19 protein-coding genes and 1 pseudogene are annotated in these 24,212 nt (G+C 68.8%); 9 read left to right on the forward strand and 11 right to left on the reverse strand.

Annotated elements, in window-relative coordinates; all coding sequences use genetic code 11:
* The first annotated feature begins 150 nt into the window (after positions 1-150).
* Both M2165_RS20705 and def read left to right on the forward strand, forming a co-directional pair.
* A complete protein-coding gene (locus M2165_RS20705) occupies positions 151-507 on the forward strand; it encodes a hypothetical protein (protein ID WP_280816461.1) in 357 nt (118 codons plus the stop codon).
* Between the two features lie 45 nt (positions 508-552).
* A complete protein-coding gene (gene def, locus M2165_RS20710; protein WP_280816462.1) occupies positions 553-1,092 on the forward strand; it encodes a peptide deformylase in 540 nt (179 codons plus the stop codon).
* 47 nt (positions 1,093-1,139) lie between these two features.
* Here the strand turns inward: def and M2165_RS20715 are convergent, their stop codons facing one another.
* Positions 1,140-1,535, reverse strand: coding sequence for a DoxX family protein (locus M2165_RS20715; RefSeq protein WP_280816463.1), 396 nt, complete (start codon positions 1,533-1,535; stop codon positions 1,140-1,142).
* 166 nt (positions 1,536-1,701) lie between these two features.
* Here M2165_RS20715 and M2165_RS20720 point away from each other — a divergent pair, with 166 nt between their 5' ends.
* From M2165_RS20720 to M2165_RS20730, 3 genes are read left to right on the forward strand one after another with little or no spacing between them, the layout of a single operon-like run.
* Positions 1,702-2,736, forward strand: coding sequence for an amino acid ABC transporter substrate-binding protein (locus tag M2165_RS20720; RefSeq protein WP_280816464.1), 1,035 nt, complete (start codon positions 1,702-1,704; stop codon positions 2,734-2,736).
* Positions 2,733-3,734 carry an ABC transporter permease subunit gene (locus tag M2165_RS20725; RefSeq protein WP_280816465.1) on the forward strand — a complete coding sequence of 334 codons (1,002 nt, stop codon included), beginning with the start codon at positions 2,733-2,735 and terminating at the stop codon, positions 3,732-3,734. Before M2165_RS20720 ends, M2165_RS20725 begins: the two co-directional genes overlap by 4 nt.
* Entirely contained in the window at positions 3,731-4,798 is a 1,068-nt protein-coding gene (locus tag M2165_RS20730; RefSeq protein WP_280816466.1) for an amino acid ABC transporter permease, read from the forward strand. Before M2165_RS20725 ends, M2165_RS20730 begins: the two co-directional genes overlap by 4 nt.
* Before the next feature lie 6 nt (positions 4,799-4,804).
* On the opposite strand, the gene pgm is transcribed toward M2165_RS20730, so the two are convergent.
* The 4 genes and pseudogenes from pgm to map all read right to left on the reverse strand — a co-directional run bounded on the left by pgm (position 4,805) and on the right by map (position 11,045).
* Positions 4,805-6,466, reverse strand: a complete 1,662-nt coding sequence (pgm, locus tag M2165_RS20735; RefSeq protein ID WP_280816467.1) for a phosphoglucomutase (alpha-D-glucose-1,6-bisphosphate-dependent) — start codon at positions 6,464-6,466, stop codon at positions 4,805-4,807.
* A pseudogene (locus M2165_RS20740) lies at positions 6,463-7,513 on the reverse strand (sensor domain-containing diguanylate cyclase). The gene pgm and the pseudogene M2165_RS20740 overlap by 4 nt, the downstream one beginning before the upstream one ends.
* A gap of 63 nt (positions 7,514-7,576) precedes the next feature.
* Positions 7,577-10,183, reverse strand: coding sequence for a [protein-PII] uridylyltransferase (locus M2165_RS20745; protein ID WP_280816468.1), 2,607 nt, complete (start codon positions 10,181-10,183; stop codon positions 7,577-7,579).
* Positions 10,184-10,220: 37 nt separating this feature from the next.
* Positions 10,221-11,045 (reverse strand): type I methionyl aminopeptidase, encoded by an 825-nt coding sequence (gene map, locus M2165_RS20750; protein ID WP_280816469.1) that lies wholly within the window; start codon positions 11,043-11,045, stop codon positions 10,221-10,223.
* A gap of 153 nt (positions 11,046-11,198) precedes the next feature.
* Between map and purL the strand changes: the two genes are divergently transcribed.
* Both purL and rnk read left to right on the forward strand, forming a co-directional pair.
* A complete protein-coding gene (gene purL, locus M2165_RS20755; protein WP_280817591.1) occupies positions 11,199-15,170 on the forward strand; it encodes a phosphoribosylformylglycinamidine synthase in 3,972 nt (1,323 codons plus the stop codon).
* Positions 15,171-15,536: 366 nt separating this feature from the next.
* Entirely contained in the window at positions 15,537-15,974 is a 438-nt protein-coding gene (gene rnk / locus M2165_RS20760) for a nucleoside diphosphate kinase regulator (protein ID WP_280816470.1), read from the forward strand.
* 70 nt (positions 15,975-16,044) lie between these two features.
* On the opposite strand, the gene M2165_RS20765 is transcribed toward rnk, so the two are convergent.
* From M2165_RS20765 to M2165_RS20790, 6 genes are all read right to left on the reverse strand, one after another.
* Complete coding sequence (locus M2165_RS20765; RefSeq protein WP_280816471.1) at positions 16,045-16,830, reverse strand: peptidylprolyl isomerase; 786 nt, start codon at positions 16,828-16,830, stop codon at positions 16,045-16,047.
* Positions 16,831-16,955: 125 nt separating this feature from the next.
* Positions 16,956-17,231: a BolA family protein gene (locus M2165_RS20770; RefSeq protein WP_280816472.1), complete on the reverse strand. Its 276-nt coding sequence runs from the start codon at positions 17,229-17,231 to the stop codon at positions 16,956-16,958.
* Entirely contained in the window at positions 17,228-17,770 is a 543-nt protein-coding gene (locus M2165_RS20775; RefSeq protein WP_280816473.1) for a septation protein A, read from the reverse strand. The genes M2165_RS20770 and M2165_RS20775 overlap by 4 nt, the downstream gene beginning before the upstream one ends.
* Positions 17,770-18,180, reverse strand: coding sequence for a peptide-methionine (R)-S-oxide reductase MsrB (gene msrB / locus M2165_RS20780; RefSeq protein ID WP_280816474.1), 411 nt, complete (start codon positions 18,178-18,180; stop codon positions 17,770-17,772). The genes M2165_RS20775 and msrB overlap by 1 nt, the downstream gene beginning before the upstream one ends.
* Positions 18,177-19,691 (reverse strand): protein adenylyltransferase SelO family protein, encoded by a 1,515-nt coding sequence (locus M2165_RS20785; RefSeq protein ID WP_280816475.1) that lies wholly within the window; start codon positions 19,689-19,691, stop codon positions 18,177-18,179. The genes msrB and M2165_RS20785 overlap by 4 nt, the downstream gene beginning before the upstream one ends.
* A gap of 54 nt (positions 19,692-19,745) precedes the next feature.
* Complete coding sequence (locus M2165_RS20790; protein WP_280816476.1) at positions 19,746-20,801, reverse strand: AraC family transcriptional regulator; 1,056 nt, start codon at positions 20,799-20,801, stop codon at positions 19,746-19,748.
* Between the two features lie 346 nt (positions 20,802-21,147).
* On the opposite strand from M2165_RS20790, the gene M2165_RS20795 reads away from it, so the two are divergent.
* Together M2165_RS20795 and M2165_RS20800 are read left to right on the forward strand one after the other, a co-directional pair.
* Positions 21,148-22,797 carry a 3-(methylthio)propionyl-CoA ligase gene (locus tag M2165_RS20795; protein WP_280816477.1) on the forward strand — a complete coding sequence of 550 codons (1,650 nt, stop codon included), beginning with the start codon at positions 21,148-21,150 and terminating at the stop codon, positions 22,795-22,797.
* Between the two features lie 121 nt (positions 22,798-22,918).
* Positions 22,919-24,148 carry a branched-chain amino acid ABC transporter substrate-binding protein gene (locus M2165_RS20800; RefSeq protein ID WP_280816478.1) on the forward strand — a complete coding sequence of 410 codons (1,230 nt, stop codon included), beginning with the start codon at positions 22,919-22,921 and terminating at the stop codon, positions 24,146-24,148.
* Positions 24,149-24,212 lie beyond the last annotated feature (64 nt).

Consider the following 24,212-nt stretch of genomic DNA (forward strand, 5'->3'; position numbering starts at 1 on the left):
CGTTACCTGACTTCACATCCGGGCAGTCGGCAAGGGTTACAAGCAGGCGTTGAGACCAAAGTTGACAAAGGAGTCACTATGCAAAAGATTCGCGCTATCGGCATGGCCGCCGTCGTGGGCGGCGTCGCGCTGCTCAGCGGCTGCGTGGCCGTGCCGGGTGACCCGTACTACTCGGGCGGGTACTACTCCGACGGGCCCTACTATTCCGATCCCGTGGTGGTCTCGCCGACCCCGGTGTACATCGACGGCTACTACAGCGGCGGCCGCCGTTACTACGACCGCAGGTACTACGACCGTCCCTACTATCCCGGCGTGCGTCCCGGCTACCCGGCGGTGCGCCCGGGCTGGGGTGGCGGTGGCCGCCCCCCACCGCCGGTGGTGGGCGGTGGTGGCGGTGGGCGACCGGGCACGGGCGTGTCGCCGCTGCCGCAATACCGTCCGGCACCGAGCACGCCGAGTTCGCGCCTGTACAGCTCGCCCGACTCCAAGACCCAGACGCCTCCCTGATCCCCGGGGGACGCAAGACGGCGGGGCCGTCGCGATAATCCCGCCATGGCCATCCGCGACATCCTGAAAATGGGCGATCCCCGGCTGCTGCGCGTCGCGCAGCCCGTGGCCGCCTTCGACACCGACGAGCTGCACCTGCTGGTGCGCGACATGTTCGAGACCATGCGTGCCGTCAATGGCGCCGGTCTCGCGGCGCCGCAGATCGGCGTCGACCAGCAGCTCGTCATCTTCGGCACCGATGCCGTCAACCCCCGCTATCCCGATGCACCGCCGGTGCCGCGCACGGTGCTGCTCAACCCCGTCATCACGCCGATCGGCGACGAGGAAGAAGAGGACTGGGAGGGCTGCCTGTCGGTCCCCGGCCTGCGCGGCGTGGTGCCGCGCTTCGCGAAGATCCGCTACACGGGTTTCGATCCCTACGGCGATGCGATCGATCGCGTCGCCAGCGGCTTCCATGCGCGCGTGGTGCAACACGAAGTCGATCACCTGCTCGGCAAGCTCTATCCGATGCGGGTGCGCGATTTCTCGCGCTTCGGCTTCACGGACGTCCTGTTTCCGGGACTGCATGCCGCCGACGACGACTGAGCCGCTGCGACTCAAAAAAAAGCCGGCTCGCGGCCGGCTGGATGGCTTCAGTTGTACCGGCCGCCGAGCCCGAAGCGGCCGCCGCCGAAAAGGGCGATCGCGAGCGCGGAGAACAGGAACATGCCCTGCAGCTCGAGCGCCCAGCCGCCCTGGCCATTGAGCGCGCCCAGGTCCTTCATGTGCACGAGCCAGATCGCGACGACCATGTTGACGGCCACGACCAGCGCGGCCGGCCGGGTGAACAGGCCGACGATCAGCAGCACCGGCGCGATGATCTCGCCCACGTAGACCCCGTAGGCGAGCACGGAAGGCAGGCCGTGGGACGCCAGCATGCCGCCGATGCCGTCGACCCCCTTGCCGACTTTCGCAATGCCGTGCAGCAGGATGAGAACGCCGAGCGCAACGCGCAGAACGAGCTTGCCGGTGTCGTCGGATTTGGTCATGTGCAGAATCCCAGGTCAGAGTTGTTGGAGGCCCGTATGTTAGTGAATGCAGCGGACAAACCGAAGTCCGCGCCACGGCATATGCAACCAACCACGCGTTCTTTGGCGGCGCGTTGCAGGCGCCCGTACACTGGCTTTTGCCTACCGATTTGAGGAGAACACATCCATGAAGAGCCGATTCCGTCCCGCACTGGCGCTCGCCGCGTCCGTTGTCGCGCTGGCCGCCGCCACGCCGGCGTTCGCAGGCAAGACCCTCGATGCGGTCAAGCAGCGCGGCAGCGTCAAGTGCGGCGTGACCAACGGCGTGGCGGGCTTCTCCGCACCGGACACGCAGGGCAACTGGTCGGGACTCGACGTCGACACCTGCCGCGCCATCGCCGCGGCCGTGCTCGGCGACGGCAAGAAGGTCGAGTTCGTGCCGCTCAATTCGCAGCAGCGCTTCTCGGCCCTGCAGGCCGGCGAGATCGACATCCTCGCGCGCAACACCACCTGGACGCTCACGCGCGACGCGTCGCTCGGCTTCAACTTCACCACCATCACCTACTACGACGGCCAGGGCTTCCTGGTGCCGAAGAAGCTCAAGGTCACGAGCGCCAAGCAGCTGAAGAACGCCACCATCTGCACCCAGTCGGGCACCACCAACGAGAAGAACGTCTCCGACTACTTCCGGGCCCAGAACATCCCGGTCAAGACGGTGGTGTTCGAGAGCTTCGAGGCCTCGTTCAAGGCCTTCTTCTCGGGCCGCTGCCAAGCCTTCACCACCGACGCCTCGGCGCTCGCGGGCCTGCGCAACAAGGAGGCGCAGAACCCCGACGACTACTTGATCCTGCCCGAACTCATCTCCAAGGAACCGCTGGCGCCGCTGGTGCGCCGCGGCGACGACGAATGGTTCGCGATCGCCAAGTGGGTGCCCAACGCGCTCATCGAGGCCGAGGAATACGGCATCACGCAGGCCAACGTCGACGAACTCAAGGCCAGCAGCAAGGACCCGGCGCAGCAGCGCCTCGTGGGCACCGGCGAGGACCTCGGCAAGCTGCTCGGCCTCGACAAGGAATGGTCGTACCGCGCGATCAAGGCCGTGGGCAACTATGGCGAGATCTTCGAGCGCAACGTCGGACCGAAGTCGGTGCTCAAGCTGCCGCGCGGCGCCAACAACCTCTGGAGCAAGGGCGGCCTGATCTACGCACCTCCGGTTCGATGAACGGCGGGACGTCGCGCCGCGGCGTCTGGCTGGCCTGGGCAGTGCAGGCACTGCTGGTGCTGGCGGTGGTGGCCGGCGCGGTCTGGGTGGTGCACCACGCGCTCGAGGTGCTGCGCGCCCGGGGCGTGCGCTCGGGCTTCGACTTTCTCACCGAGCCCGCGGGCTTCTCCATCAGCGAGGGCTGGCTCGATTTCGATGCGGGGCAGCCGTTCTGGCGCGCCTTCCTCGCGGGCCTGATCAACACCGTGCGCGCGGCCGTGCCCGCGGCCGTCTTCTCGGTGGTGCTGGGCACGCTGATCGGCATCGGCCGGCTCGCGCCGCACGTGCTGCTGCGCGGCATCTGCACCGCGTACGTCGAACTGCTGCGCAATGTGCCGCTGCTGGTGCAACTGCTGATGCTGGCCTTCGCCATCGCCAACCTGCTGCCCGATCCGACCGAACCCGTGCGGCTGCTGCCCGGCGTGTGGCTCAGCAAGGGCGGTCTGAGCGTGCCGTGGCCGGTGGCGGGCGAGGGCGGCGGCGGGTGGCCCACGCACCTGGAATGGCCCGAGCGCGGTGATTTCGGCGTCAGCGGCGGCGCCGCGCTGAGCCCCGAGTACGTGACCATCGTCGCCGGCCTCTCGCTGTACTCGGCCGCCTTCGTGGCCGAGATCGTGCGCGCGGGCATCCAGTCGGTGTCGCAGGGGCAGGTGCTCGCGGCGCAGGCGCTCGGCCTCGGGCCCGGGCAGCAGCTTCGCATCGTGGTGCTGCCGCAGGCGCTGCGCGTGATCGTGCCCTCGCTCACCAACCAGTTGCTGAGCCTGACCAAGAACTCGTCGCTCGCGGTCGCCGTGGGCTATCCGGAACTGGTGTCGGTGGCCAACACCACCATCGGCTCGAACGGGCGCGCCTTCGAATGCATCGCGATCATCATGGCGGTGTACCTGCTGCTGTCGCTCGTGATCTCCTTCGGCATGAACCGCTACAACGCGCGGGTGGCGCTGCGGGGCTGGCAATGAGGAACGACAGCCGCGCCGCGCGTGCGCCGATCGCCTGGCGCAGCGAACTCTGGGGTTCGCCGCTGCGGGCGCTCGCCACGGCGGTGCTGCTCGGCCTGCTGGCGTGGGCCGGCTGGCACGTCGTCGAATGGGGCGTGGTGCACGCGGTGTTCCGGCCCGATGCCGAGGCCTGCCGTGCCGCGCAGCACGGCGCCTGCTGGGGCGTGGTGGCCGAGAAGTGGCGGCCGATGCTGTTCGGCCGCTTCCCCTACGAAGACCAGTGGCGCCCCGCGATCGCGGTGCTGCTGCTGTCGGCCGTCACCATGCTGAGCGCCTGGCCGCGCACCTGGCGCTGGTGGCTCGCGCCGCTGTGGGTCGCGGCATTGCTGCTGTTCGTGCTGCTGATGCGCGGCGGCGTGGCGGGCCTGAGCCATGTGCCGACCAGCCGCTGGGGCGGCCTGCCGCTGACCATCGGCCTGGCGGTGGTCGGGCTCGCGCTGGCCTTTCCGCTCGCGCTGCTGCTCGCGCTCGGTCGGCGCTCGCAGTGGCCGGTGTTCCGCACGCTGAGCGCGAGCTACGTCGAGCTGGTGCGCGGCGTGCCGCTGATCTCGGTGCTGTTCATGGCCTCCTTCCTGCTGCCGCTGCTGTGGCCCGCGGGCTGGCAGCCCGACGTGCTGGTGCGCGTGCTCGCGGGGCTGGTGCTGTTCGTGGCGGCCTACATGGCCGAGATCATCCGCGGCGGCCTGCAGGCGGTGCCGCGCGGACAGACCGACGCCGCCATGGCGCTGGGCTTCGGCCGCTGGCCGGTGCAGCGCGACATCGTGCTGCCGCAGGCGCTGCGGCTGGTGGTGCCGGCGCTGACCAACAACGTGGTGGGCACGCTCAAGGACACCTCGCTGGTCACGGTGGTGGGCCTGTTCGAACTGACCGGCGCCCTGGGCCTGGCGCTGGGCGGCGATCCGACCTGGCGGCCGTTCTACCTCGAGGGCTATCTTTTCATCGCGGCGATCTACTGGGTGCTGTGCTTCGGCCTCTCGCGCTACAGCGTGTGGCTCGAAGGACGGCTCGGCCAAGGCCGGCGCTGAGCAGGCTCAGGCCGCCAGCGCCTTGTCGACGAGCTGCTGCGCCTCTTCGAGGATGCGGCCGAGGTGCTCCGGCCCCTTGAAGCTCTCGCCGTAGATCTTGTAGATGTCCTCGGTGCCCGAGGGCCGCGCGGCGAACCAGCCGTTCTCCGTGACCACCTTCACGCCGCCGATCGCCGCGCCGTTGCCGGGCGAATGGCTCAGCACCTGCTCGATCTTCTCGCCCGCGAGTTCGGTGGACTGCACCTGTGCAGGCGAAAGGCTCGACAGCTTCTTCTTCTGCGCGACGGTGGCCGCCGCGTCCACGCGGTTGGCCACCGGCCGGCCCAGCGCCTGCGCGAGCTCGGCAAAGCGCTCGCCCGGGTCGCGCCCGGTGCGCGCCGCGATCTCGGCCGAGAGCAGCGCCGGCACGATGCCGTCCTTGTCGGTGGTCCACACCGTGCCGTCGCGCCGCAGGAAGGTGGCGCCCGCGCTTTCCTCGCCGCCGAAGCCCAGCGAGGCATCGACCAGGCCGTCGACGAACCACTTGAAGCCGACCGGAACCTCGTACAGCTTGCGCCCCAGGCGCGCGGCCACGCGGTCGATCATGCGGCTGCTGACCACCGTCTTGCCGACCGCGGCGGCCTCGGGCCACTGCGGCCGGTGCGTGAACAGGTAGTCGACCATCACCGCGAGGTAGTTGTTCGGCTGCATCAGCCCGGCGCTGCGCGTGACGACGCCGTGGCGGTCATGGTCGGTGTCGCAGGCGAAGGCGATGCCGAAGCGGTCCTTCAGGCCGATGAGCTGGTGCATCGCATCGGGCGACGAGGGGTCCATGCGGATGCGGCCGTCCCAGTCGAGCGACATGAAGCGGAAGGTCGGGTCGACCTCCTGGCTCAGCACCTCGAGCCGCTCGAGGCGGTAGCGTTCGGCGATCGCCGGCCAGTAGCGCACGCCGGCGCCGCCGAGCGGATCGACGCCGAGCGCGACCGGCACGCCGCGGATCGCATCCATGTCGAGCACCTGCGCCAGGTCTTCGACGTAGGTGTTCAGGTAGTCGTGGCGGTGCGTGGTCGATGCGCGCAGCGCGCGCTCGAGCGGCATGCGCTTCACGCCTTGGAGGCCGTTGGCGAGAAAGCCGTTGGCCGCGGCCTCGACCGCCGAGGTGATGTCGGTGCCCGCCGGTCCGCCGTGCGGCGGGTTGTACTTGAAGCCGCCGCTCTCGGGCGGGTTGTGCGAGGGCGTGATCACGATGCCGTCGGCCAGGCCGCTGGTGCGTCCGCGGTTGTGGCAGAGGATGGCGTGCGACACGGCCGGGGTCGGCGTGTACTCGTCGTCCTTCGAGAGCATCAGCTCGACCCCGTTGGCCGCGAGCACTTCGACCGCGCTCGCGAAGGCCGGCGTGGACAGCGCATGGGTGTCGATGCCGAGGAACAGCGGCCCGTCGATGCCCTGCTGCCGCCGGTGGTCGGCGATGGCCTGGCTCATCGCGAGCACATGCCACTCGTTGAACGCATTGTCGAAGGACGACCCACGGTGCCCCGAGGTGCCGAAGGCCACGCGCTGCGTGGCCACCGAGGGATCGGGCCGGCCCGTGAAATAGGCCGACACGAGCCGCGGCACGTTCACCAGCAGGTCGAGCGGCGCGCGCTGGCCGGGGAGGGCGGCGGAAGGCTTGGAGGCAGTGCTCATCGATGGGATTCCTGTGTGGACGTGTTGCGGGAGGACTGCGGCAGGCCGCTGCGCGCACGCTTGACCGCGTACATGGCGGCATCGGCCAGGCGCAGCGCTTCTTCGGCGGTGCCGAGCGGATCGACGGCGACCGCGCCGACGCTCGCGCCACCGTAGTTCAGGCGGATCTGGCCGAGCTGGAATTCGCCGACCGTGGCCGGCGGCCAGGCGCTGGCCGAGCGCCTCGGCCGCGTCCAGCGCCTCGTGGCCGGCCGGCGCGGGGCCCGGTCCCACCACCACGAATTCGTCGCCGCCGAGCCGGGCCAGGAGGTCGCCGGCACGCAGCGTGCCTTCGAGCCGCCGGGCCATGGCGACGAGGAAGTCGTCGCCGGCCTCGTGGCCGTGCCGGTCGTTGATCTGCTTGAAGCCGTCGAGGTCGACGAAGGCGACCAGCACGCCGCGGCCATCGCGCTCGCTGCGCGCGAGCATGCGCCGGAGTTCGTCGAGAAAGGCGCGGCGGTTGGGCAGGCCGGTCAGTGCGTCGGTCGCGGCATAGGCGGCGAGTTCGGCATTGGCCTGGCGCAGGCGGTGGAGCAGTTGCTCGCGTTCGACCTGGTGCGCGATGAGGCGGGCGAACATGCCGAGCAGGTCGAAGGCCTGCGGCGGCAGCGGCCGGCTCTCGGCGCTGGCGGCGCAGAGCGTGCCGTAGAGGCCGCCGCTGTCGGTGCGCACCGGCGTGCTCACATAGGTCTGGATGCCGAGCGCGCGGGCGGCCTCGGAGTCGCCCCAGCATTCGGCCACGTTGTCGGTGTAGACGCGGCCCTCGTCGATCGCACGCTTGCAGAGCGTGTCGCCCCACGGCACCGCCAGCCCTTCGGGAATCTGCAATTGCCGCACGTTGCGTGCATACAGGATGTGCTGCAGGCCCTGCTCGACGTCGATCCGGGTGAGGTAGGTGGATTCGAGCCCGGTCACGGCCTCGAGCATCTCGAGCATCGGGCGGGTCAGGTCCTCGAGGGTCCTGGCCGAGGTGACAGAGGTCGAGAGTTGATTCAGCAGCGGATCCATGGCCCCGATTCTGCCGCCCGGCCGCGGAACCCGGACCTCTGCTTCATTTTGTTGCGCGTGGGCTCAGGCCTCGAGCGCTTCCATGAGCTCGGTCTCGATCGCGAGCTGCGTGCGCTGGCCCTGCAGTTCCGGGCCGCTGATCAGGAAGGTGTCCTCCACGCGCTCGCCGAGCGTGGTGATCTTCGCGAGCTGCAGGTTCAGGTGGTGCCGCGCCAGCACGCGCGCGACCGAATAGAGCAGCCCCGCGCGGTCGCTGGCCGAGATGTTGAGCAGCCAGCGCTGCGCCTTGTCGTCGGGCAGCAGGCTGATGCGCGGCTTGATCGGAAAGCTGCGCACGCGCCGCGAGACCCGTCCCACGCTCGGCGCGGGCAGGGCCCCGGCTTCGGTGAGCGTGCGCGCGAGGCCGGTCTCGACCATGTTGATCAGGTCGCGGTAGTGGTCGGGCACGAAGGTGGTCACGACCTGGAAGGTGTCGAGCGCGTAGCCGTTGGTCGTGGTGTGGACCTTCGCATCGAGGATGCTGAACGAGGCCTGGTCGAAATAGCCGCAGATGCGCGCGAACAGGTCGGCCTGGTCGGGCGTGTAGACCACCACCTGCAGGCCTTCGCCCACGGGCGAGAGGCGCGCCCGCACGATCGGCGGCGCCTTCGGGTCGACCTGCACCTTGGGCGGCGGCACGAAGCGCGAGAGCTGCTTGGCGTGCCAGGCGATCTCGGCGGCGTCGTGGCGCATGAAGTAGCGCACGTCGAGCGTGTCCCACAGCGCCTTGTGCGCCTCGAAGGGCTGGGCGTGCAGCGCCAGCTGCACCAGCGCCTCGCGCTTGCGGGCTTCCACCTCGGCATCGGGGTCGGGCATGCGGCCGCCGAGCGCGCGCAGCGTGTAGCGGTAGAGGTCTTCGAGCAGCTTGCCCTTCCAGGCATTCCACACGCGCGGCGAGGTGCCGCGGATGTCCGCCACCGTCAGCAGGTACAGCGCGGTGAGGTAGCGCTCGTTGCCCACGCGGCGCGCGAAGGCGCCGATCACCTCGGGGTCGCCGAGGTCCTGCTTCTGCGCCACCTGGCTCATCACCAGGTGCTCGGCCACCAGGAACTCGATCAGCTTCGCGTCCTCGCGGGCGATGCCGTGCTGCTTGCAGAAGCGCTGCACGTCGCGCGCGCCGAGCGTCGAATGGTCGCCGCCGCGGCCCTTGGCGATGTCGTGGAACAGCGCCGCGACGTAGAGGATCCACGGCTTGTCCCAGCCGGCCGCGAGCTGCGAGCAGAACGGGTATTCGTGCGCATGCTCGGCGATGAAGAAGCGCCGCACGTTGCGCAGCACCATCAGGATGTGCTGGTCGACCGTGTACACATGGAACAGGTCGTGCTGCATCTGCCCGACGATGCTGCGAAACACCCGCAGGTAGCGCCCGAGCACCGAGGTCTGGTTCATCAGCCGGAACGCATGCGTGATGCCGTAGGGCTGCTGCAGGATGCGCATGAAGGTCTGGTGGTTGACCGGGTCGTTGCGGAACCTGCTGTCCATCACGTGGCGCGCGTTGTAGAGCGCCCGCAGCGTGCGCGCCGAGAGGCCCTTCACGCCGATGGTCTTCTGGTAGAGAAGGAAGGTCTCGAGGATCGCGTGCGGCGTGTTCTCGTACAGGTCGTCGCTCGCGATCTCGATCAGGCCGGCGCGTTCGTAGAAGCGCTCGTTGATCGGCGTGGGCTGCTCTTCCGACGGCTGCAGCCGCTCGGCGATGTTGAGCAGCAGGATCTGGTTGAGCTGCGACACCGCCTTGGCGGCCCAGTAGTAGCGCCGCATCAGCGCTTCGCTCGACTTGCGCTTCGATTCGCTCTCGTAGCCGAAGCTCGCGGCCACGGCGGTCTGCAGGTCGAACACCAGGCGGTCTTCGCGCCGGTTGGCAATGACGTGCAGCCGCGCGCGGATCAGCGAGAGCAGGGCTTCGTTGCGCTTGATCTGCTGCGCCTCGAAAGGCGTTGCCAGGCCGTTCCTCGCCAGGTCGTCCCAGCGGCTGCCGAAGCCCGCCGCGCGCGTCATCCAGAGGATGGTCTGCAGGTCGCGCAGGCCGCCCGGCGATTCCTTGCAGTTGGGCTCGAGCGCGTAGGGCGTGTTCTCGTATTTCTGATGCCGGTGCCGCATCTCCTGCGACTTGGCGACGAAGAAGGCCTGCGGGTCGATGGCGCGGGTGAAGCGGCTGCAGAAGGCGGCGAAGAGCTTCTTGTCGCCGGTGATCAGCCGGGCTTCGAGCAGCGAGGTCTGGACGGTGACGTCCTTCTCGGCTTCGGCCAGGCATTCGTCCAGCGTGCGCACGCTGGAGCCGATCTCGAGGCCGGCGTCCCAGCAATGGCCGATGAAAGCCTCGATGCGTGCCGGGTCGAGCTCGCCGGCCTGGCCTTCGGGCGGCAGCAGCAGCAGCACGTCGACGTCGGAATACGGAAACAGCTCGCCGCGGCCGAAGCCGCCCACGGCCACCAGCGCCAGCGCATTGCCGAAGCCGGCTTCGGACCAGAGCGTGCACAGCGTCTGGTCGGCCAGCGCCGACAGCTGCCGCAGCACCGTGTGCACGCTGCGCGTGGGCGCGCGCGCGAAGCGCAGGGTGTCGAACAGCGCCAGCTTCTTCGCGCGGTATTGCTCGCGCAGCGAGGCGACGTCGATCTTGGCCGGTTCGATCACGATGGTGTCCTCGCCCGCGCGCCGCGCGCGCGGCTTCTCAGGTCTTGGTGGAGGCGACGAAGGAGGGCAGCGGCGGGCTGCCTTCGGAGAGGGTCAGCACTTCGTAGCCGGTCTCGGTGACCAGCACCGTGTGCTCCCACTGCGCCGAGAGCGAATGATCGCGCGTGACGATGGTCCAGCCGTCGTACTGGCCGCCCTTGAAGTCTTCCTTCACATCGCGCTTGCCGGCGTTGATCATCGGCTCGATGGTGAAGATCATGCCGGGCTTGAGCTCTTCGAGCGTGCCCGGGCGGCCGTAGTGCAGCACCTGCGGCTCCTCGTGGAAGCGCTGGCCCACGCCGTGGCCGCAGAACTCGCGCACCACCGAGTAGCCGTGCCCTTCGGCGAACTTCTGGATCGCATGGCCGATGTCGCCGAGGTGGGCACCCGGCCGCACCTGCAGGATGCCGTGCCACATCGCCTCGAAGGTGATGGCGCAGAGCCGCTTGGCCGCGATCGAGGCGTCGCCGACGATGAACATGCGGCTGTTGTCGCCGAACCAGCCGTCCTTCACCACCGTGACGTCGATGTTCATGATGTCGCCCTTCTTCAAGGGCTTGTCATTGGGAATGCCGTGGCAGACGACGTGGTTGACCGAGGTGCAGAGCGACTTCGGGAAAGGCACGCTGCTCGCGCCCATGTAGCCCACCGTGGCCGAGGTGGTGCCCTGCTTGACCATGTACTCGGCGGCCAGCCGGTCGATCTCGTTCGTGGTGACGCCGGGCTTGACGAAGGGGGTGAGGTAGTCGAGAACCTCGGAAGCCAGACGGCAGGCGACGCGCATGGCTTCGATGCCTGCGGCGTCCTTGTAGGTAATGCTCATGCCGGAATTATCCCATCGAGGCAAGCTAAAATTCCGGGTTAACGCGGATGACCCCAGTCAGCGGCCGTCCGCCCCGATTCCTTGATCCCAACGCGGCCTCCAGGCCCTTCGACCGTGACGCAGCACGCATCCCAAGCCCTTCCCGTCGTAACCATGTTCGAGGGCGGCAGCGCGCTCAGCGACTTCCGCGCGCGGCAGCTGCTGCCCCGGCTGCAGGCCATCGAGCCGCGCATCGAGGGCCTCTCGGCGCGCTTCGTGCACCTCGTGGTCACCGACGCCGCGCTCGATGCGGCCGGGCGCGAGCGCTTCGCCGCGCTGCTGACCTACGGCGAGCCCTTCGAGGCGCCCGCCGCCAAGGCGGCCGCGTCGGTCGTCGTCACGCCGCGCCTCGGCACGGTCTCGCCCTGGGCCTCCAAGGCCACCGACATCGCCCACAACTGCGGCCTCGCGCTGCGCCGCGTCGAGCGGGTCACGCAATACCATCTGAAGCTCAAGGCGCCGCTGATCGGCAAGGCGCCGGTGCTCGAGGGCGACGCGCTCGCCGCGGTGGCCGGCCCGCTGCACGACCGCATGACCGAATCGGTGCTCGCCACGGTCGAGCAGGCCGCGAGCCTGTTCAGCGAACTGCCGGCCCAGCCGATGGCGCAGGTCGACGTGCAGGGCGGCGGCCGCGCGGCGCTGGTGGCGGCGAACACCGGCTTCGGCCTCGCGCTGGCCGAGGACGAGATCGATTACCTGGTCGACGCCTTCACGCGCCTCGGGCGCAATCCGAGCGACGTCGAGCTGATGATGTTCGCCCAGGCCAACAGCGAGCACTGCCGCCACAAGATCTTCAACGCCGACTTCACCATCGACGGCGTGGCGCAGCCGCAGAGCCTGTTCTCGATGATCCGCCACACCGAGCGGCAGAACCCGCAGCACACGGTGGTGGCCTATGCCGACAACGCCTCGATCATGGAAGGCACGATCATCGAGCGCTTCATCCCCCGGCCCGACGCGCAGAGCTATCAAAAAGATAGCGCGCTGAGCCATGTGCTGATGAAGGTCGAGACGCACAACCATCCGACCGCGATCTCGCCGTTCCCGGGCGCCTCGACCGGCGCCGGTGGCGAGATCCGCGACGAGGGCGCCACCGGCCGCGGCTCCAAGCCCAAGGCCGGCCTGACCGGCTTCACGGTCTCCAAGCTCTGGCCAGAAGAAGGCCACTACGGCAAGCCCGAGCACATCGCGAGCCCGCTGCAGATCATGACCGAGGGACCGCTCGGCGGCGCCGCCTTCAACAACGAATTCGGCCGGCCCAACCTGCTCGGCTATTTCCGCGAGTACGAACAGGCCGTCGCGAGCGACGTCGACACGGTGCAGCGCGGCTACCACAAGCCGATCATGATCGCGGGCGGCCTCGGCAGCATCGACGCGACGCAGACGAAGAAGATCCAGTTCCCGGCCGGCTCGCTGCTGATCCAGCTCGGCGGCCCCGGCATGCGCATCGGCATGGGCGGCAGCGCCGCCAGCTCGATGGCCACCGGCGCCAACGCGGCCGAGCTCGACTTCGACTCGGTGCAGCGCGGCAACCCCGAGATCGAGCGCCGCGCGCAGGAGGTCATCAACCACTGCTGGCAGCAGGGCGCGGCCAACCCGATCCTCGCGATCCACGACGTGGGCGCGGGCGGCCTGAGCAACGCCTTCCCCGAGCTCACCAACGACGCCGGCCGCGGCGCGCGCTTCGACCTGCGCGCGGTGCCGCTCGAGGAATCGGGCATGGCGCCGAAGGAGATCTGGTGCAACGAGAGCCAGGAGCGCTACGTGCTGGCCATCGCGCCCGAGTCGCTGGAACAGTTCAAGGCCTTCTGCGAGCGCGAGCGCTGCCCCTTCGCGGTGGTGGGCGTGGCGACGGAGGAGCGCCAGCTGCTCGTGGCGGACGAAGGCGCCGAGGTGCAGCCGGTCGACATGCCGATGGACGTGCTGCTCGGCAAGCCGCCGAAGATGCACCGCGACGTTCGAACGGTCGCGCGCAGCTTCCAGCCGCTCGACCTCACGGGCGTCGATCTGCAGAAGGCCGCGATCGACGTGCTCTCGCACCCGACCGTGGCCTCTAAGCGCTTCCTCATCACCATCGGCGACCGCACCGTGGGCGGCCTGAGCCACCGCGACCAGATGGTGGGCCCGTGGCAGGTGCCCGTGGCCGACTGCGCCGTGACCCTGGCCGACTACCGCGGCTTCGCCGGCGAGGCGATGAGCATGGGCGAGCGCACGCCGCTGGCCGCGCTCGACGCGCCGGCCTCGGGCCGCATGGCGGTGGCCGAGGCCATCACCAACCTGCTGGCGGCGCCGATCGAACTTTCGCGCGTCAAGCTCTCGGCCAACTGGATGGCCGCCTGCGGCGAGCCCGGCGAGGACGCCGCCCTCTACGAAACGGTCAAGGCCGTGGGCCTCGAACTCTGCCCGGCGCTGGGCGTGTCGATCCCGGTCGGCAAGGATTCGCTGTCGATGCGCACGCAATGGCGCGACAACGGCGAAGCGAAGAAGGTCACCTCGCCCGTGAGCCTGATCGTGAGCGCCTTCGCCACGCTCGAAGACGTGCGCGGCACGCTCACGCCGCAGCTCGATGCCGAGGAGGCCGACACCACGCTCGTGCTGATCGACCTCGGCCGCGGCCAGCACCGCATGGCCGGCAGCATCCTGGCGCAGACGCTGGGCCAGAGCGGCGACCGCGTGCCCGACCTCGACGACCCGGCGCAGCTCGTGGCGCTGGTCGATGCGGTGAACGCACTGCGCGCCCAGGGCAGGATCCTCGCGATGCACGACCGCAGCGACGGCGGCCTGTTCGCCGCCGCCTGCGAGATGGCCTTTGCCGGCCACGTCGGCGTGGCGCTCAACGTCGACATGCTCGTGACCGAGGGCGACGGCATCTCCGACAGCCGCATGGAGACCGGCGACGCCAAGAACTGGGCCCAGCAGGTCAGCGCAAGGCGCGAGGAGCTCACGCTCAAGGCGCTGTTCAACGAGGAACTCGGCATGCTGCTGCAGGTGCGCACCGCCGAGCGCAACGACGTGATGCAGGTGCTGCGCGCCCACGGCCTCAGCGCCCACAGCCATTTCGTCGGCAAGACGCGGCCTGCGAGTTCCACGATGGAAGCGGGCAAGGGCAAGCTCGAGGTCTGGCGCGATGCCAAGTCGGTGTTCAGCGCCACCCTGCAGGACCTGCACCAGGTCTGGGATTCGGTCAGCTGGAAGATCGCGCGCGAGCGCGACAACCCGGCCTGCGCCGACGCCGAGCACGCCGCGGCCGGCGACCCCGCCGATCCGGGCCTGCACGTGTTCCTGCCGAATGCGCAGCCCGCGGCCCCGGCCGTGCTGCAGTCGCGGCCCAAGGTCGCGATCCTGCGCGAGCAGGGCGTCAACTCGCACGTCGAGATGGCCTATGCCTTCACCGAGGCCGGCTTCGAGGCCTTCGACGTGCACATGACCGACCTGCAGACGGGCAGGGCGGACCTGGCCCAGTTCAAGGGCGTGGTGGCCTGCGGCGGCTTCAGCTACGGCGACACGCTGGGCGCCGGCATCGGCTGGGCACGCAGCATCACCTTCAACCCGCGGCTCGCCGAGCAGTTCAAGGCCTTCTTCGGCCGCGCCGACACCTTCGGCCTGGGCGTGTGCAACGGCTGCCAGATGTTCGCCGAGCTGGCCGACATCATCCCGGGCGCGGAAGCCTGGCCGCGCTTCACCACCAACCAGAGCGAGCGCTTCGAGGCGCGGCTGTCGATGGTCGAGGTGCTCGACTCGCCGAGCATCTTCTTCGCGGGCATGGCCGGCAGCCGGCTGCCGATCGCGGTGGCGCACGGCGAGGGCTATGCCAACTTCAAGCACCGCGGCGATGCGGCCAAGGCCATTGCCGCGATGCGCTTCGTCGACAACCACGGCCAGCCGACCGAGCAATACCCGTTCAACCCGAACGGCAGCGCCGGCGGCCTGACCTCGGTGACCACGGCCGACGGCCGCTTCACCGCGGTGATGCCGCATCCGGAGCGCGTGTTCCGCAACATCCAGATGAGCTGGACCCCGGGCGACCGCAGCGAACTCAGCCCCTGGATGCAGATCTGGCGCAACGCGCGCCGCTGGGTGGGCTGAGGCCGGCGGCGCGGGGGCCGCCAATCCGGCAACGGCGGTGGGGCCATTCGCCGCCGGCCTTCGCCGAGGGTGGTCTAGACTCGCGGCATGTCCCGCCTCTTTCCGATCCTGCGTCCCGTGCCGGCCCTGCCGCGCGCACCGGTGCGCGGCGGGCATCGCGCGGCGCAAATGACGGCGCTCAAGCGCCGATCGCCCTGGCATTCCTGAGCCCGGCGATCTTTCCTTCCTCCTCTTTCTTCGCGCACCACCGATCGCCGGGCCGCCCTCAAGCCCGCGCACTGGCATGTCCGTAACGCCCCGGTCCGATCGACGGCCGGGCGCGCAGCGGCATGCCGCGATCCCTCTTCTTCCTGGAGCGAACCCATCATGCAAACCGCCACCCCTTCGATCGGACTCGAACGGACCCTCACCCAACTGGACCACGCCCGCCTGCGCAAGCTCGCGGCCCATGCATTGCAGTCGCGCGGCGCCGCCGATCCGATCGCGCAGGCGCTCGACGAGGTGCTGGACTGCAGCGAAGTCGTGCCCCCGCAGGAGGCTGCGCCCGACCTCGTGACGATGAATTCCCGCGTCGAGCTCGAAGATCCCGCGAGCCGCACGCGCTCGACCGTCACGCTGCGCTATCCGCACGATGCCAAGCCGGCCGAAGGGGAGGTGTCGGTGATGTCGCCGGTCGGCGCGAGCCTGCTCGGCGCCCGCGTGGGACAGACGGTGCAGTGGCGCGGGCCGGGCGGCAGCCAGGGCGCGGCGCGCGTGGTGGCGCTGCCCTACCAGCCCGAGGCGGCGGGCGAATACCTGCGCTGAACGGTCCCCCCCAAACAAAAAAACGGCCCCGAGGGCCGTTTCTTTTTGCTTTGCGAGCCCAGCGAGCCGCTTACTCGATCTTCGCCTTGGCGCGCAGATCTTCCTGGTACTTCTGCAGGCGCTGCTGCTGGAGCTGCTGCGTGATCTGCGGCTTGACCTCTTCCATCGCCGGCAGCTGGGCCTGGCGGATGTCGTCCACGCGGATGATGTGGTAGCCGAACTGGGTCTTGACGGGAGCCGCGGTGGTCTCGCCCTTCTTGAGCTTGATCATCGCTTCGGAGAACTCGGGCACGAAGCTCGCGGGGTTGGCCCAGTCGAGGTCGCCGCCGTTGGCGCCCGATCCGGGGTCCTTGCTCTGCTTCTTGGCGATGTCCTCGAACTTGCCGCCCTTCTTGAGGTCGGCCAGGATCTTCTTGGCCTGGTCCTCGGTCTCGACCAGGATGTGGCGGGCCTTGAACTCCTTGCCGCCGTTGGCCGCGACGAACTTGTCGTACTCGGCCTTCACGTCGGCGTCGGACACCGCGTTGGTCTTGCGGTAGTTCTCGAACAGCGCGCGGATCAGGATGGCCTGGCGGGCGAGTTCGAGCTGGTTCTTGTAGTCCTCGGTGGCGTCGAGGCCCTGCTTCTGCGCTTCCTGCATGAACACTTCGCGCGCGACGACTTCCTCGCGCAGCTGGCCCTGCATCTCGGGCGTCACCGGGCGGCCGGCCGCTGCCAGCTGCTGCGCCAGCACGTCCATGCGCGCCTTGGGCACCGGCTTGCCGTTGACGATGGCTGCGTTCTGTGCCATTGCCGCCATGGGGATGGCACCGATCAGCGCTGCGGCCGCGACGGCCTGCAAGAGTTGTTTTTTCATGGAATGAATATCAGCTGGAAGGAAATGCGCTCGGAAAAAGGGCGCGTGAAGGGAAAGGCAGGACGGAAGGAAAGGAAGGAAGGGAGCCGGCCGCGACCGCGGCATGACCGGTGAAATCGGACGACTCAGAGCACCTCGATGGCGATGGCGTGCAGACCCTGGGCGATAAAAACTTGGAGGGCATCATACACAAGGCGATGGCGCACGACCCGGGGCTTTCCTTCGAAGCGCGGGGAGGCGATGCGGACGCGGAAATGCGTGCCGTAGCCCTCCGCGTTGGCGCCCGCATGGCCCGCATGGGCGGCGCTTTCGTCGATCACCTCGAGCACGGTGGGTGCAAGCGCTTCGCGCAGCGCCGCTTCGAGCGCCTGCGCGGTCGGCGGGGTGTTCGTCGTCGTCATGCGGCGGGCGTGTCGTCGTTCTTCAGGTGCGGCGAGATGTAGAGCCCCTGTGCCACCAGGAACACCACCGGGAAGACGTAGCCCCAGAGCTTGAAGTCGACCCAGGCCTCGGTGCTGAAGTAGGCCGCCACGTAGCCGTTGATCACCGCCATGAAGACGCAATAGCCGATCCATGCCACGTTGAGCCGCTGCCAGATGCGGTCCGGCAGCTGCAGCTGCGTGCCCAGCAGCATCTTGAGGAAGTTCTTCTTGAGCGCCCAGAGCGCCACTGCCAGCGCGACGGCCATCGCCCCGTAGAGCACCGTCGGCTTCCACTTGATGAAGCGGTCGTCGTGCAGCACCAGCGTGAGCGTGCCGAACAGCAGGATCAGCACCAGCGTGGCCTTCTGCATCGCCTGCAGCTTGCGCTCGGTGGCATAGATGACGGCCATCTGCACCACCGTGGCGGCCATCAGCACGCCGGTGGCGGTGTAGATGTCGGCGAGCTTGTAGGCGCCGAAGAACAGCAGGATCGGAAAGAAGTCGAGCAGCAGTTTCATTATTTCTTCTGGAAATCGAGCGAGGCCGAGTTCATGCAGTAGCGCAGTCCGGTCTCGGTGGGACCGTCGGGGAACACATGGCCCAGGTGGGCGCCGCAATTCGCGCACACGTTCTCGGTGCGCACCATGCCGTGCGAGCGGTCGACGATGTTGCGGATGGCGCCCGGCACGGCCGCTTCCGAGAAGCTGGGCCAGCCGCAGCCGGCGTCGAACTTGGCCGAGGACTCGAAGAGCTTCGCGCCGCAGCAGATGCAGTGGTAGGTGCCGTCCTCCCAGTGCGCCTCGTACTTGCCGGTGAAGGGGCGTTCGGTGGCCGCATGGCGCGTGACTTCGAAGGCCGCGGGCTCGGCGCCCTTTTCGGCGAGCAGCGCCTTCCATTCGGCGTCGGACTTGGCAATGGGAGTGGTCATGATGAGCAGCTGATTTCGATCGTGGAGGCCCAGTCGGGCGGGAACCCGGCATAGGCATCGGCGCCGGGATGTTCTTCAAATGGGGTCTCGAGCAGGGCCAGCAAGGTTGCCACACCCGAGAAGTCGCCCCCGGCTGCCGCTTCGATGGCCTGCTGGCCCAGGTGGTTCCGCAGCACGAACTTCGGATTCGAGAGGCGCATCTTGTCGGCCGCTTCCGCACGCGGAACCTGCGCATGGCGCTCCCAAAAAGAGAGCAGCCAGGCATCGAAGCCGGCACGGTCGAGGAACAGGTCGCGCACCGGCTCGGCGTTGCCGTCGGCCAGGCAGTGCGAGAGCCGGCGCCAGAAGATCGTGTAGTCGACCTTCTCGGCCGCGAGCAGCTTCAGCACGCCCTCGATCAGCGCGCGGTCGCCCTCGTCGGGGCTGGTCAGCCCGAGCTTGGCGCGCATGCGGCCCTCGAACGCGGCCGGGAACACCGTCTTGTACGACGCCAGCGCGGCGACGGCGAGCTCCTCGTCGCCGATCAGCGGCAGCAGCGCCTGGGCGAGGCAGAACAGGTTCCAGTAGGCGACGTTGGGCTGCTGGTTGAAGGCATAGCGGCCGGAAGTGTCGCTGTGGTTGCAGATGTGGCGCGGATCGAAGCCGTCGAGGAACTGGAACGGCCCGTAGTCGATGGTGAGCCCCAGGATGCTCATGTTGTCGGTGTTCATCACGCCATGGCAGAAGCCCACCGCCTGCCATTGCGCCAGCAGCGCGGCCGTGCGCTCGCTCACGGCTTCGAGCAGGGCCGCGTAGGCATTGCCGCCGAAGCGCTCCGTCGCGCGGCAGGCGGGGTAGTAGCGGTCGATCACGTAGTCGGCCAGGGCGCGCAGCGCATCCTCCTGGCCGTTGGCCGCGAAATGCTCGAAATGGCCGAAGCGGATGAAGCTCGGCGCCACCCGCGTGACCACGGCCGCGGTCTCGATCTCCTCGCGGCGCACGCGCGCGTCGGAGCCGGTCACGCAGAGTGCGCGCGTGGTCGGGATGCCCAGGCCGTGCATGGCCTCGCTGCAGAGGAATTCGCGGATGCTCGAACGCAGCACCGCGCGGCCGTCGCCCATGCGCGAATACGGCGTGCGGCCCGCGCCCTTGAGCTGCACTTCGAGCCCGCCCGCGGTCTCGCCAAGCAGGATGGCGCGGCCGTCGCCGAGCTGGCCCGCCCACACGCCGAACTGGTGGCCGCTGTAGACCGTGGCCAGGGGCGTGGTGCCCGCGACCGGGATGTTGCCGCTCAGCGCCTCGAGCACCGCATCGGTGCGCCAGTCCGCGGGCAATCCCAGTTCGCGCGCGACGCGCTCGCTGTGGCCGACCCAGTACGGCGGCGTGGGCGAACTCAGCGGGGTGGGGCGCAGTTCGGTGAAGAAGCGGGGACCCAGCGTCGAGAAGCCGGGCACCCATGCCAGGCCCAGGTCGGCGATGTCGGCGGAGGTCTCGGTGCCGGTCTCGTCGGCGGGCAGGCTCGTGGGCGTCATGCACCGATTGTCCGGCAGAGTGCGAGACCCCTTCTGCCGGGGGGCCTCGGCCCGCTAGGCGGCGGCGGGGAGCCGCGGTACGGCCGCGGAGTCCGCGCGCCAGAGCCGGGTGCGGTATTGCGCCGGCGGCACGCCGAACCAGCGCTTGCAGGCGCGGAAGAAGTTGCTGCTGTCGACGAAGCCGAGCAGGTCGGCCACGTCGGTCAGCGTGTGGCGCTGCTGGGCGAGGTACTGCTGCGCGAGTTCGCGCCGGGTGCGGTCGAGCAGCGCCTGGAAGGACACCGACTCCTCCTGCAGCCGGCGCTGCAGCGTGCGTTCGGCGAGGCCCAGGCCCGCGGCCACGTCCTGGCGCCGTGGTTCGCCCTGCGGCAGGCGGCGCGCGATCTCGGCGCACACCAGCGAACTGGTGGTGGTCTGGCCGAGCCGGTCGAGCTGGCTGTCGAGCAGTTGTTCCTGCATGCCGCCGAGTTCGGGATGGTGCGTCGGCAGCGGCGTCCCGAGGTCGGCGGCGGCGATCAGCATGCGGTTGGCCGGCGCGTCGAAGCGCACCTCGCAGCCGAAGGCCTCGCGATGCAGGCGCGCGTCGGCGGGCGCGGGATAGGCGAATTCCATCGCGAGCGGCTGCAGCGCCCGGCGCGTGAGCCACCGGCACTGCATCAGCATGGTCAGGAGGGCGTATTCGACGCGCTGGCGCGGAATGGGCAGCCGGCCGCCGGTGTGTTCCATCACCATCCAGGCGCCGCGCGCCTCGGGCTGCACTGAGAAGCCGGTCGCATCGGAGATCACCGGCATGTAGCGCGCGAGCCGCGCGAGCGCGGCGCCCAGGTCGGCGCTGCAGGCCATCGCATGGCCGACGGTGCCGAGCTTGCTGTGGGTGGCGGCAAGGTCGCGGTGCAGGCCCAGCGTCGGCCGGCCGGCGCGCGCCACCGCGAGCTGCCAGAGCACGCTGACCTCGTCCACCGGGATGCGGGCGTTCTGCCGGTGCAGCGAGTCGGGATCGAAACCGGCGTCCCGCAGCAGCGAGGGAACGTCCAGCCCCTCGGCCTCGAACATCGAGAGCACGCCTTCGAGCCAGGCGGCCGAACTGGTGCGCAGTTCGGGTTGCGGCATGCAGCCCGGGCGGCGCAGCGGCCGGCGCAGGGGTCGAGGGTGGGAGGCTCCTGAAGTCATTCGATTGGCTCGCTTGCGATAGCTGGGAATGGGCCACCCGTTCCTAGAATTTTTCCTCGGGTTCGGCGCGCCGCAGTATGGGCGCCGGGAACAGACCCAGGAATTCCGGTTAACCCGGTGCGGAGGAGGGCAGGTGCAGGCAACGACGCTCCGCCGCGGCTGTCGTGCGCATGACAGCCGCGGCGCCGGCCAGTGCGGGTTTCTGTCATTGTGCGAACCCACGAACATTGCGTGAATCGCCGTACTGTTCGAAACCGCTGAAATCGTTGAAAGAAGGAGCCGCCAGATGCTGGGTTTGATGCAAGACCAACCGCTTTTGATCTCGTCGCTGATCGAGTTCGCCGAGCGCCACCACGGCGACGCCGAAATCGTCTCGCGCCGTGTCGAGGGCGATGTCCACCGGAGCTCGTGGGGCCGGATCGCGGCGCGGGCGCGCCAGGTGGCCAATGCGCTCGACGGCGAGCAGCTGCTCTTCAGCGACCGCGTCGCCACCCTGGCCTGGAACGGCTACCGCCATCTGGAGCTCTACTACGGCGTGAGCGGCACCGGCCGGGTGCTGCACACCATCAACCCGCGGCTGCATCCCGACCAGATCGCCTGGATCGCCAACCACGCCGAGGACCAGATCCTCTGCTTCGACCTGACTTTCCTGCCGCTGGTGCAGGCGGTGCACGCCCGGTGCGGCACCGTGCGCAAATGGGTCGCGCTGTGCGACGCCGACCGGCTGCCCGCCGACAGCGGCATTCCGGGCCTGGTGAGCTACGAGGACTGGATCGGCGGCCAGCCCGACAGCTACGACTGGCCGAGCTTCGACGAGAACTCCGCCTCGAGCATGTGCTACACGAGCGGCACCACCGGCAACCCCAAGGCCGCGCTCTACAGCCACCGCTCCACGCTGCTGCATGCCTATGCCGCCGCGCTGCCCGACGTGATGCGCATCTCCGCGCGCGACGCGGTGCTGCCCGTGGTGCCGATGTTCCACGTCAACGCCTGGGGCATCCCGTACTCGGCGGCGCTCGCGGGCGCGAAGATCGTGTTCCCCGGCCCGGCGCTCGACGGCAAGTCGGTGTTCGAGCTGATCGAGTCCGAGGGTGTCACCTTCGCGGCCGGCGTGCCGACGGTGTGGCAGATGATGCTCGGCCACATGCAGGCCAACGACCTGAAGTTCTCCACGCTCGACCGCACCGTGATCGGCGGCTCGGCCTGCCCGCCGGCCATGATCCGCGCCTTCCAGGACCTGTACAAGGTCGAGGTGCTGCATGCCTGGGGCATGACCGAGATGAGCCCGCTCGGCACGCTGTGCACGCTCAAGAACAAGCACCTCACCATGCCCGCCGAGGCGCAGGTCGCGATCCGCCAGAAGCAGGGCCGCGCGATCTTCGGCGTCGACATGAAGATCGTCGACGGCGAGGGCGAGGAACTGCCCTGGGACGGCAAGGCCTTCGGCGACCTGCTGGTCAAGGGCCCCTGGGTGGTGAAGGAGTACTTCAAGGGCGAGGGCGGCGATCCGCTCGTGCAAGACGCGCAGGGCCGCGGCTGGTTCCCCACGGGCGACGTCGCCACCATCGATCCCGACGGCTACCTGCAGATCACCGACCGCAGCAAGGACGTGATCAAGTCCGGTGGCGAATGGATCAGCTCGATCGACATCGAGAACATCGCCGTCGCCCATCCGGCCGTGGCGATGGCCGCGTGCATCGGCGTGCCGCATCCCAAGTGGGACGAGCGGCCCATCGTCGCCGTGGTGAAGAAGCCCAATGCCGAACTCACGCGCGAGGAACTGCTCGGCTTCTACGAGGGCAAGACGGCCAAGTGGCAGATCCCGGACGACGTGGTCTTCGTCGAGGCGATCCCGATCGGCGCCACCGGCAAGATCCTCAAGACGCGGCTGCGGGAGACGCTGAAGGACTACAAGCTGCCGACAGCCGCGCCCTGAGCCGCGGCTGTCGCGCAGGCGATAGGAAGGCCGCCTGCGCGGTCTTTCTTGCGGGCATTCCCTGTGCGGCGAAGAAATGGGCGCTTGTACGCTGCGGCTCAACCCAACCGGAGACCTCCTCATGCATGCTGTGATCAAGTCAGTCGCCTCCTGTGCCATGCTGCTCGGCGCCGCGGCGTCCTTCGCCCAGAAGGGCGAGACCGTGAAGATCGCCTGGCTCGATCCGCTCTCCGGGCTCATGGCCGCGGTCGGCACCAACCAGCTCAAGACCACGCAGGTGCTGCTCGAGGAATTCAACAGGAAGAACGCCTCGGGCGTGAAGTTCGAGCTCATCGCCATCGACAACAAGCTGAGCCCGCAGGAGACCAGCAGCGCGCTGCGCTCGGCGATGGACCAGGGCGCGCGCTACGTGATCCAGGGCAACGGCTCCGGCCCCGCGCTCGCGATCATCGATGCGCTCGAGAAGCACAACGCCCGCAATCCCGGCAAGGAACTGGTCTACATCAACTACGCGGCCGTCGATCCGGACCTGACCAACAGCAAGTGCAGCTACTGGCACTTCCGCCTCGATGCCGACACCTCGATGAAGATGGAGGTGCTGACCACCTTCATGAAGGAGCAGCCCGAGATCAAGAAGGTCTACATCCTGGGACAGAACTATTCGCACGGCCAGCAGGTCTCTAAGTTCGCGAAGGACAACCTCAAGGCCAAGCGCCCCGACATCGAGATCGTCGGCGACGACCTGCATCCGCTCGCCCAGGTGCGCGACTTCTCGCCCTACATCGCGAAGATCAAGGCCTCGGGCGCCGACTCGGTCATCACCGGCAACTGGGGCTCCGACCTCGCGCTGCTCATCAAGTCGGCCAACGACGCAGGGCTTAACGTCAAGTTCTTCACCTACTACGCCTACGGCACCGGCGCGCCGACCGCCATGGGCACCGGCGCCGACGGCCGCGTCTACACCGTCGGCTACGGCCACTACAACATGGGCGGCGACATCCAGCGGATCATGGGCGAGTACAAGAAGAAGATGGGCGACGACATGGTGCAGACCTCGATCTATACCGTCTTCGCCATGCTCGACACCGCCTTCGCGAGAACCCGCTCGACCGACCCCGTGAAGGTCGCGGCTGCGATGGAAGGCATGAAGTTCAAGAGCTTCAACGGCGACGTCGAGATGCGCAAGTCCGATCACCAGCTCCAGCAGGGCCTCTTCATCACCAAGTGGCAGAAGGCGGGCGGCAAGTTTCCCTACGACGCCGAGAACACGGGCTACACGCTCGCGCCCGTGAAGTACTACGAATCGTATGTGGCCAGCACGCCCACCACCTGCCAGATGAAGCGTCCGTGAGCTTCATGCGCAATGCGTTTCCTACCGGCGGGTAGAAAGAAGCCTACCCGCCGGTAGCAACCTG

The organism is Variovorax sp. TBS-050B, assembly GCF_029893635.1.
Lineage (GTDB): Bacteria > Pseudomonadota > Gammaproteobacteria > Burkholderiales > Burkholderiaceae_C > Variovorax.

Coding starts and splice junctions, on each gene's coding strand:
- def (WP_280816462.1), top strand. CDS start 553: ATGGCCATCCGCGACATCCTGAAAATGGGCGATCCCCGGCTGCTGCGC.
- M2165_RS20715 (WP_280816463.1), bottom strand. CDS start 1,535: ATGACCAAATCCGACGACACCGGCAAGCTCGTTCTGCGCGTTGCGCTC.
- M2165_RS20720 (WP_280816464.1), top strand. CDS start 1,702: ATGAAGAGCCGATTCCGTCCCGCACTGGCGCTCGCCGCGTCCGTTGTC.
- M2165_RS20725 (WP_280816465.1), top strand. CDS start 2,733: ATGAACGGCGGGACGTCGCGCCGCGGCGTCTGGCTGGCCTGGGCAGTG.
- M2165_RS20730 (WP_280816466.1), top strand. CDS start 3,731: ATGAGGAACGACAGCCGCGCCGCGCGTGCGCCGATCGCCTGGCGCAGC.
- pgm (WP_280816467.1), bottom strand. CDS start 6,466: ATGAGCACTGCCTCCAAGCCTTCCGCCGCCCTCCCCGGCCAGCGCGCG.
- map (WP_280816469.1), bottom strand. CDS start 11,045: ATGAGCATTACCTACAAGGACGCCGCAGGCATCGAAGCCATGCGCGTC.
- purL (WP_280817591.1), top strand. CDS start 11,199: ATGTTCGAGGGCGGCAGCGCGCTCAGCGACTTCCGCGCGCGGCAGCTG.
- rnk (WP_280816470.1), top strand. CDS start 15,537: ATGCAAACCGCCACCCCTTCGATCGGACTCGAACGGACCCTCACCCAA.
- M2165_RS20765 (WP_280816471.1), bottom strand. CDS start 16,830: ATGAAAAAACAACTCTTGCAGGCCGTCGCGGCCGCAGCGCTGATCGGT.
- M2165_RS20770 (WP_280816472.1), bottom strand. CDS start 17,231: ATGACGACGACGAACACCCCGCCGACCGCGCAGGCGCTCGAAGCGGCG.
- M2165_RS20775 (WP_280816473.1), bottom strand. CDS start 17,770: ATGAAACTGCTGCTCGACTTCTTTCCGATCCTGCTGTTCTTCGGCGCC.
- msrB (WP_280816474.1), bottom strand. CDS start 18,180: ATGACCACTCCCATTGCCAAGTCCGACGCCGAATGGAAGGCGCTGCTC.
- M2165_RS20785 (WP_280816475.1), bottom strand. CDS start 19,691: ATGACGCCCACGAGCCTGCCCGCCGACGAGACCGGCACCGAGACCTCC.
- M2165_RS20790 (WP_280816476.1), bottom strand. CDS start 20,801: ATGCCGCAACCCGAACTGCGCACCAGTTCGGCCGCCTGGCTCGAAGGC.
- M2165_RS20795 (WP_280816477.1), top strand. CDS start 21,148: ATGCTGGGTTTGATGCAAGACCAACCGCTTTTGATCTCGTCGCTGATC.
- M2165_RS20800 (WP_280816478.1), top strand. CDS start 22,919: ATGCATGCTGTGATCAAGTCAGTCGCCTCCTGTGCCATGCTGCTCGGC.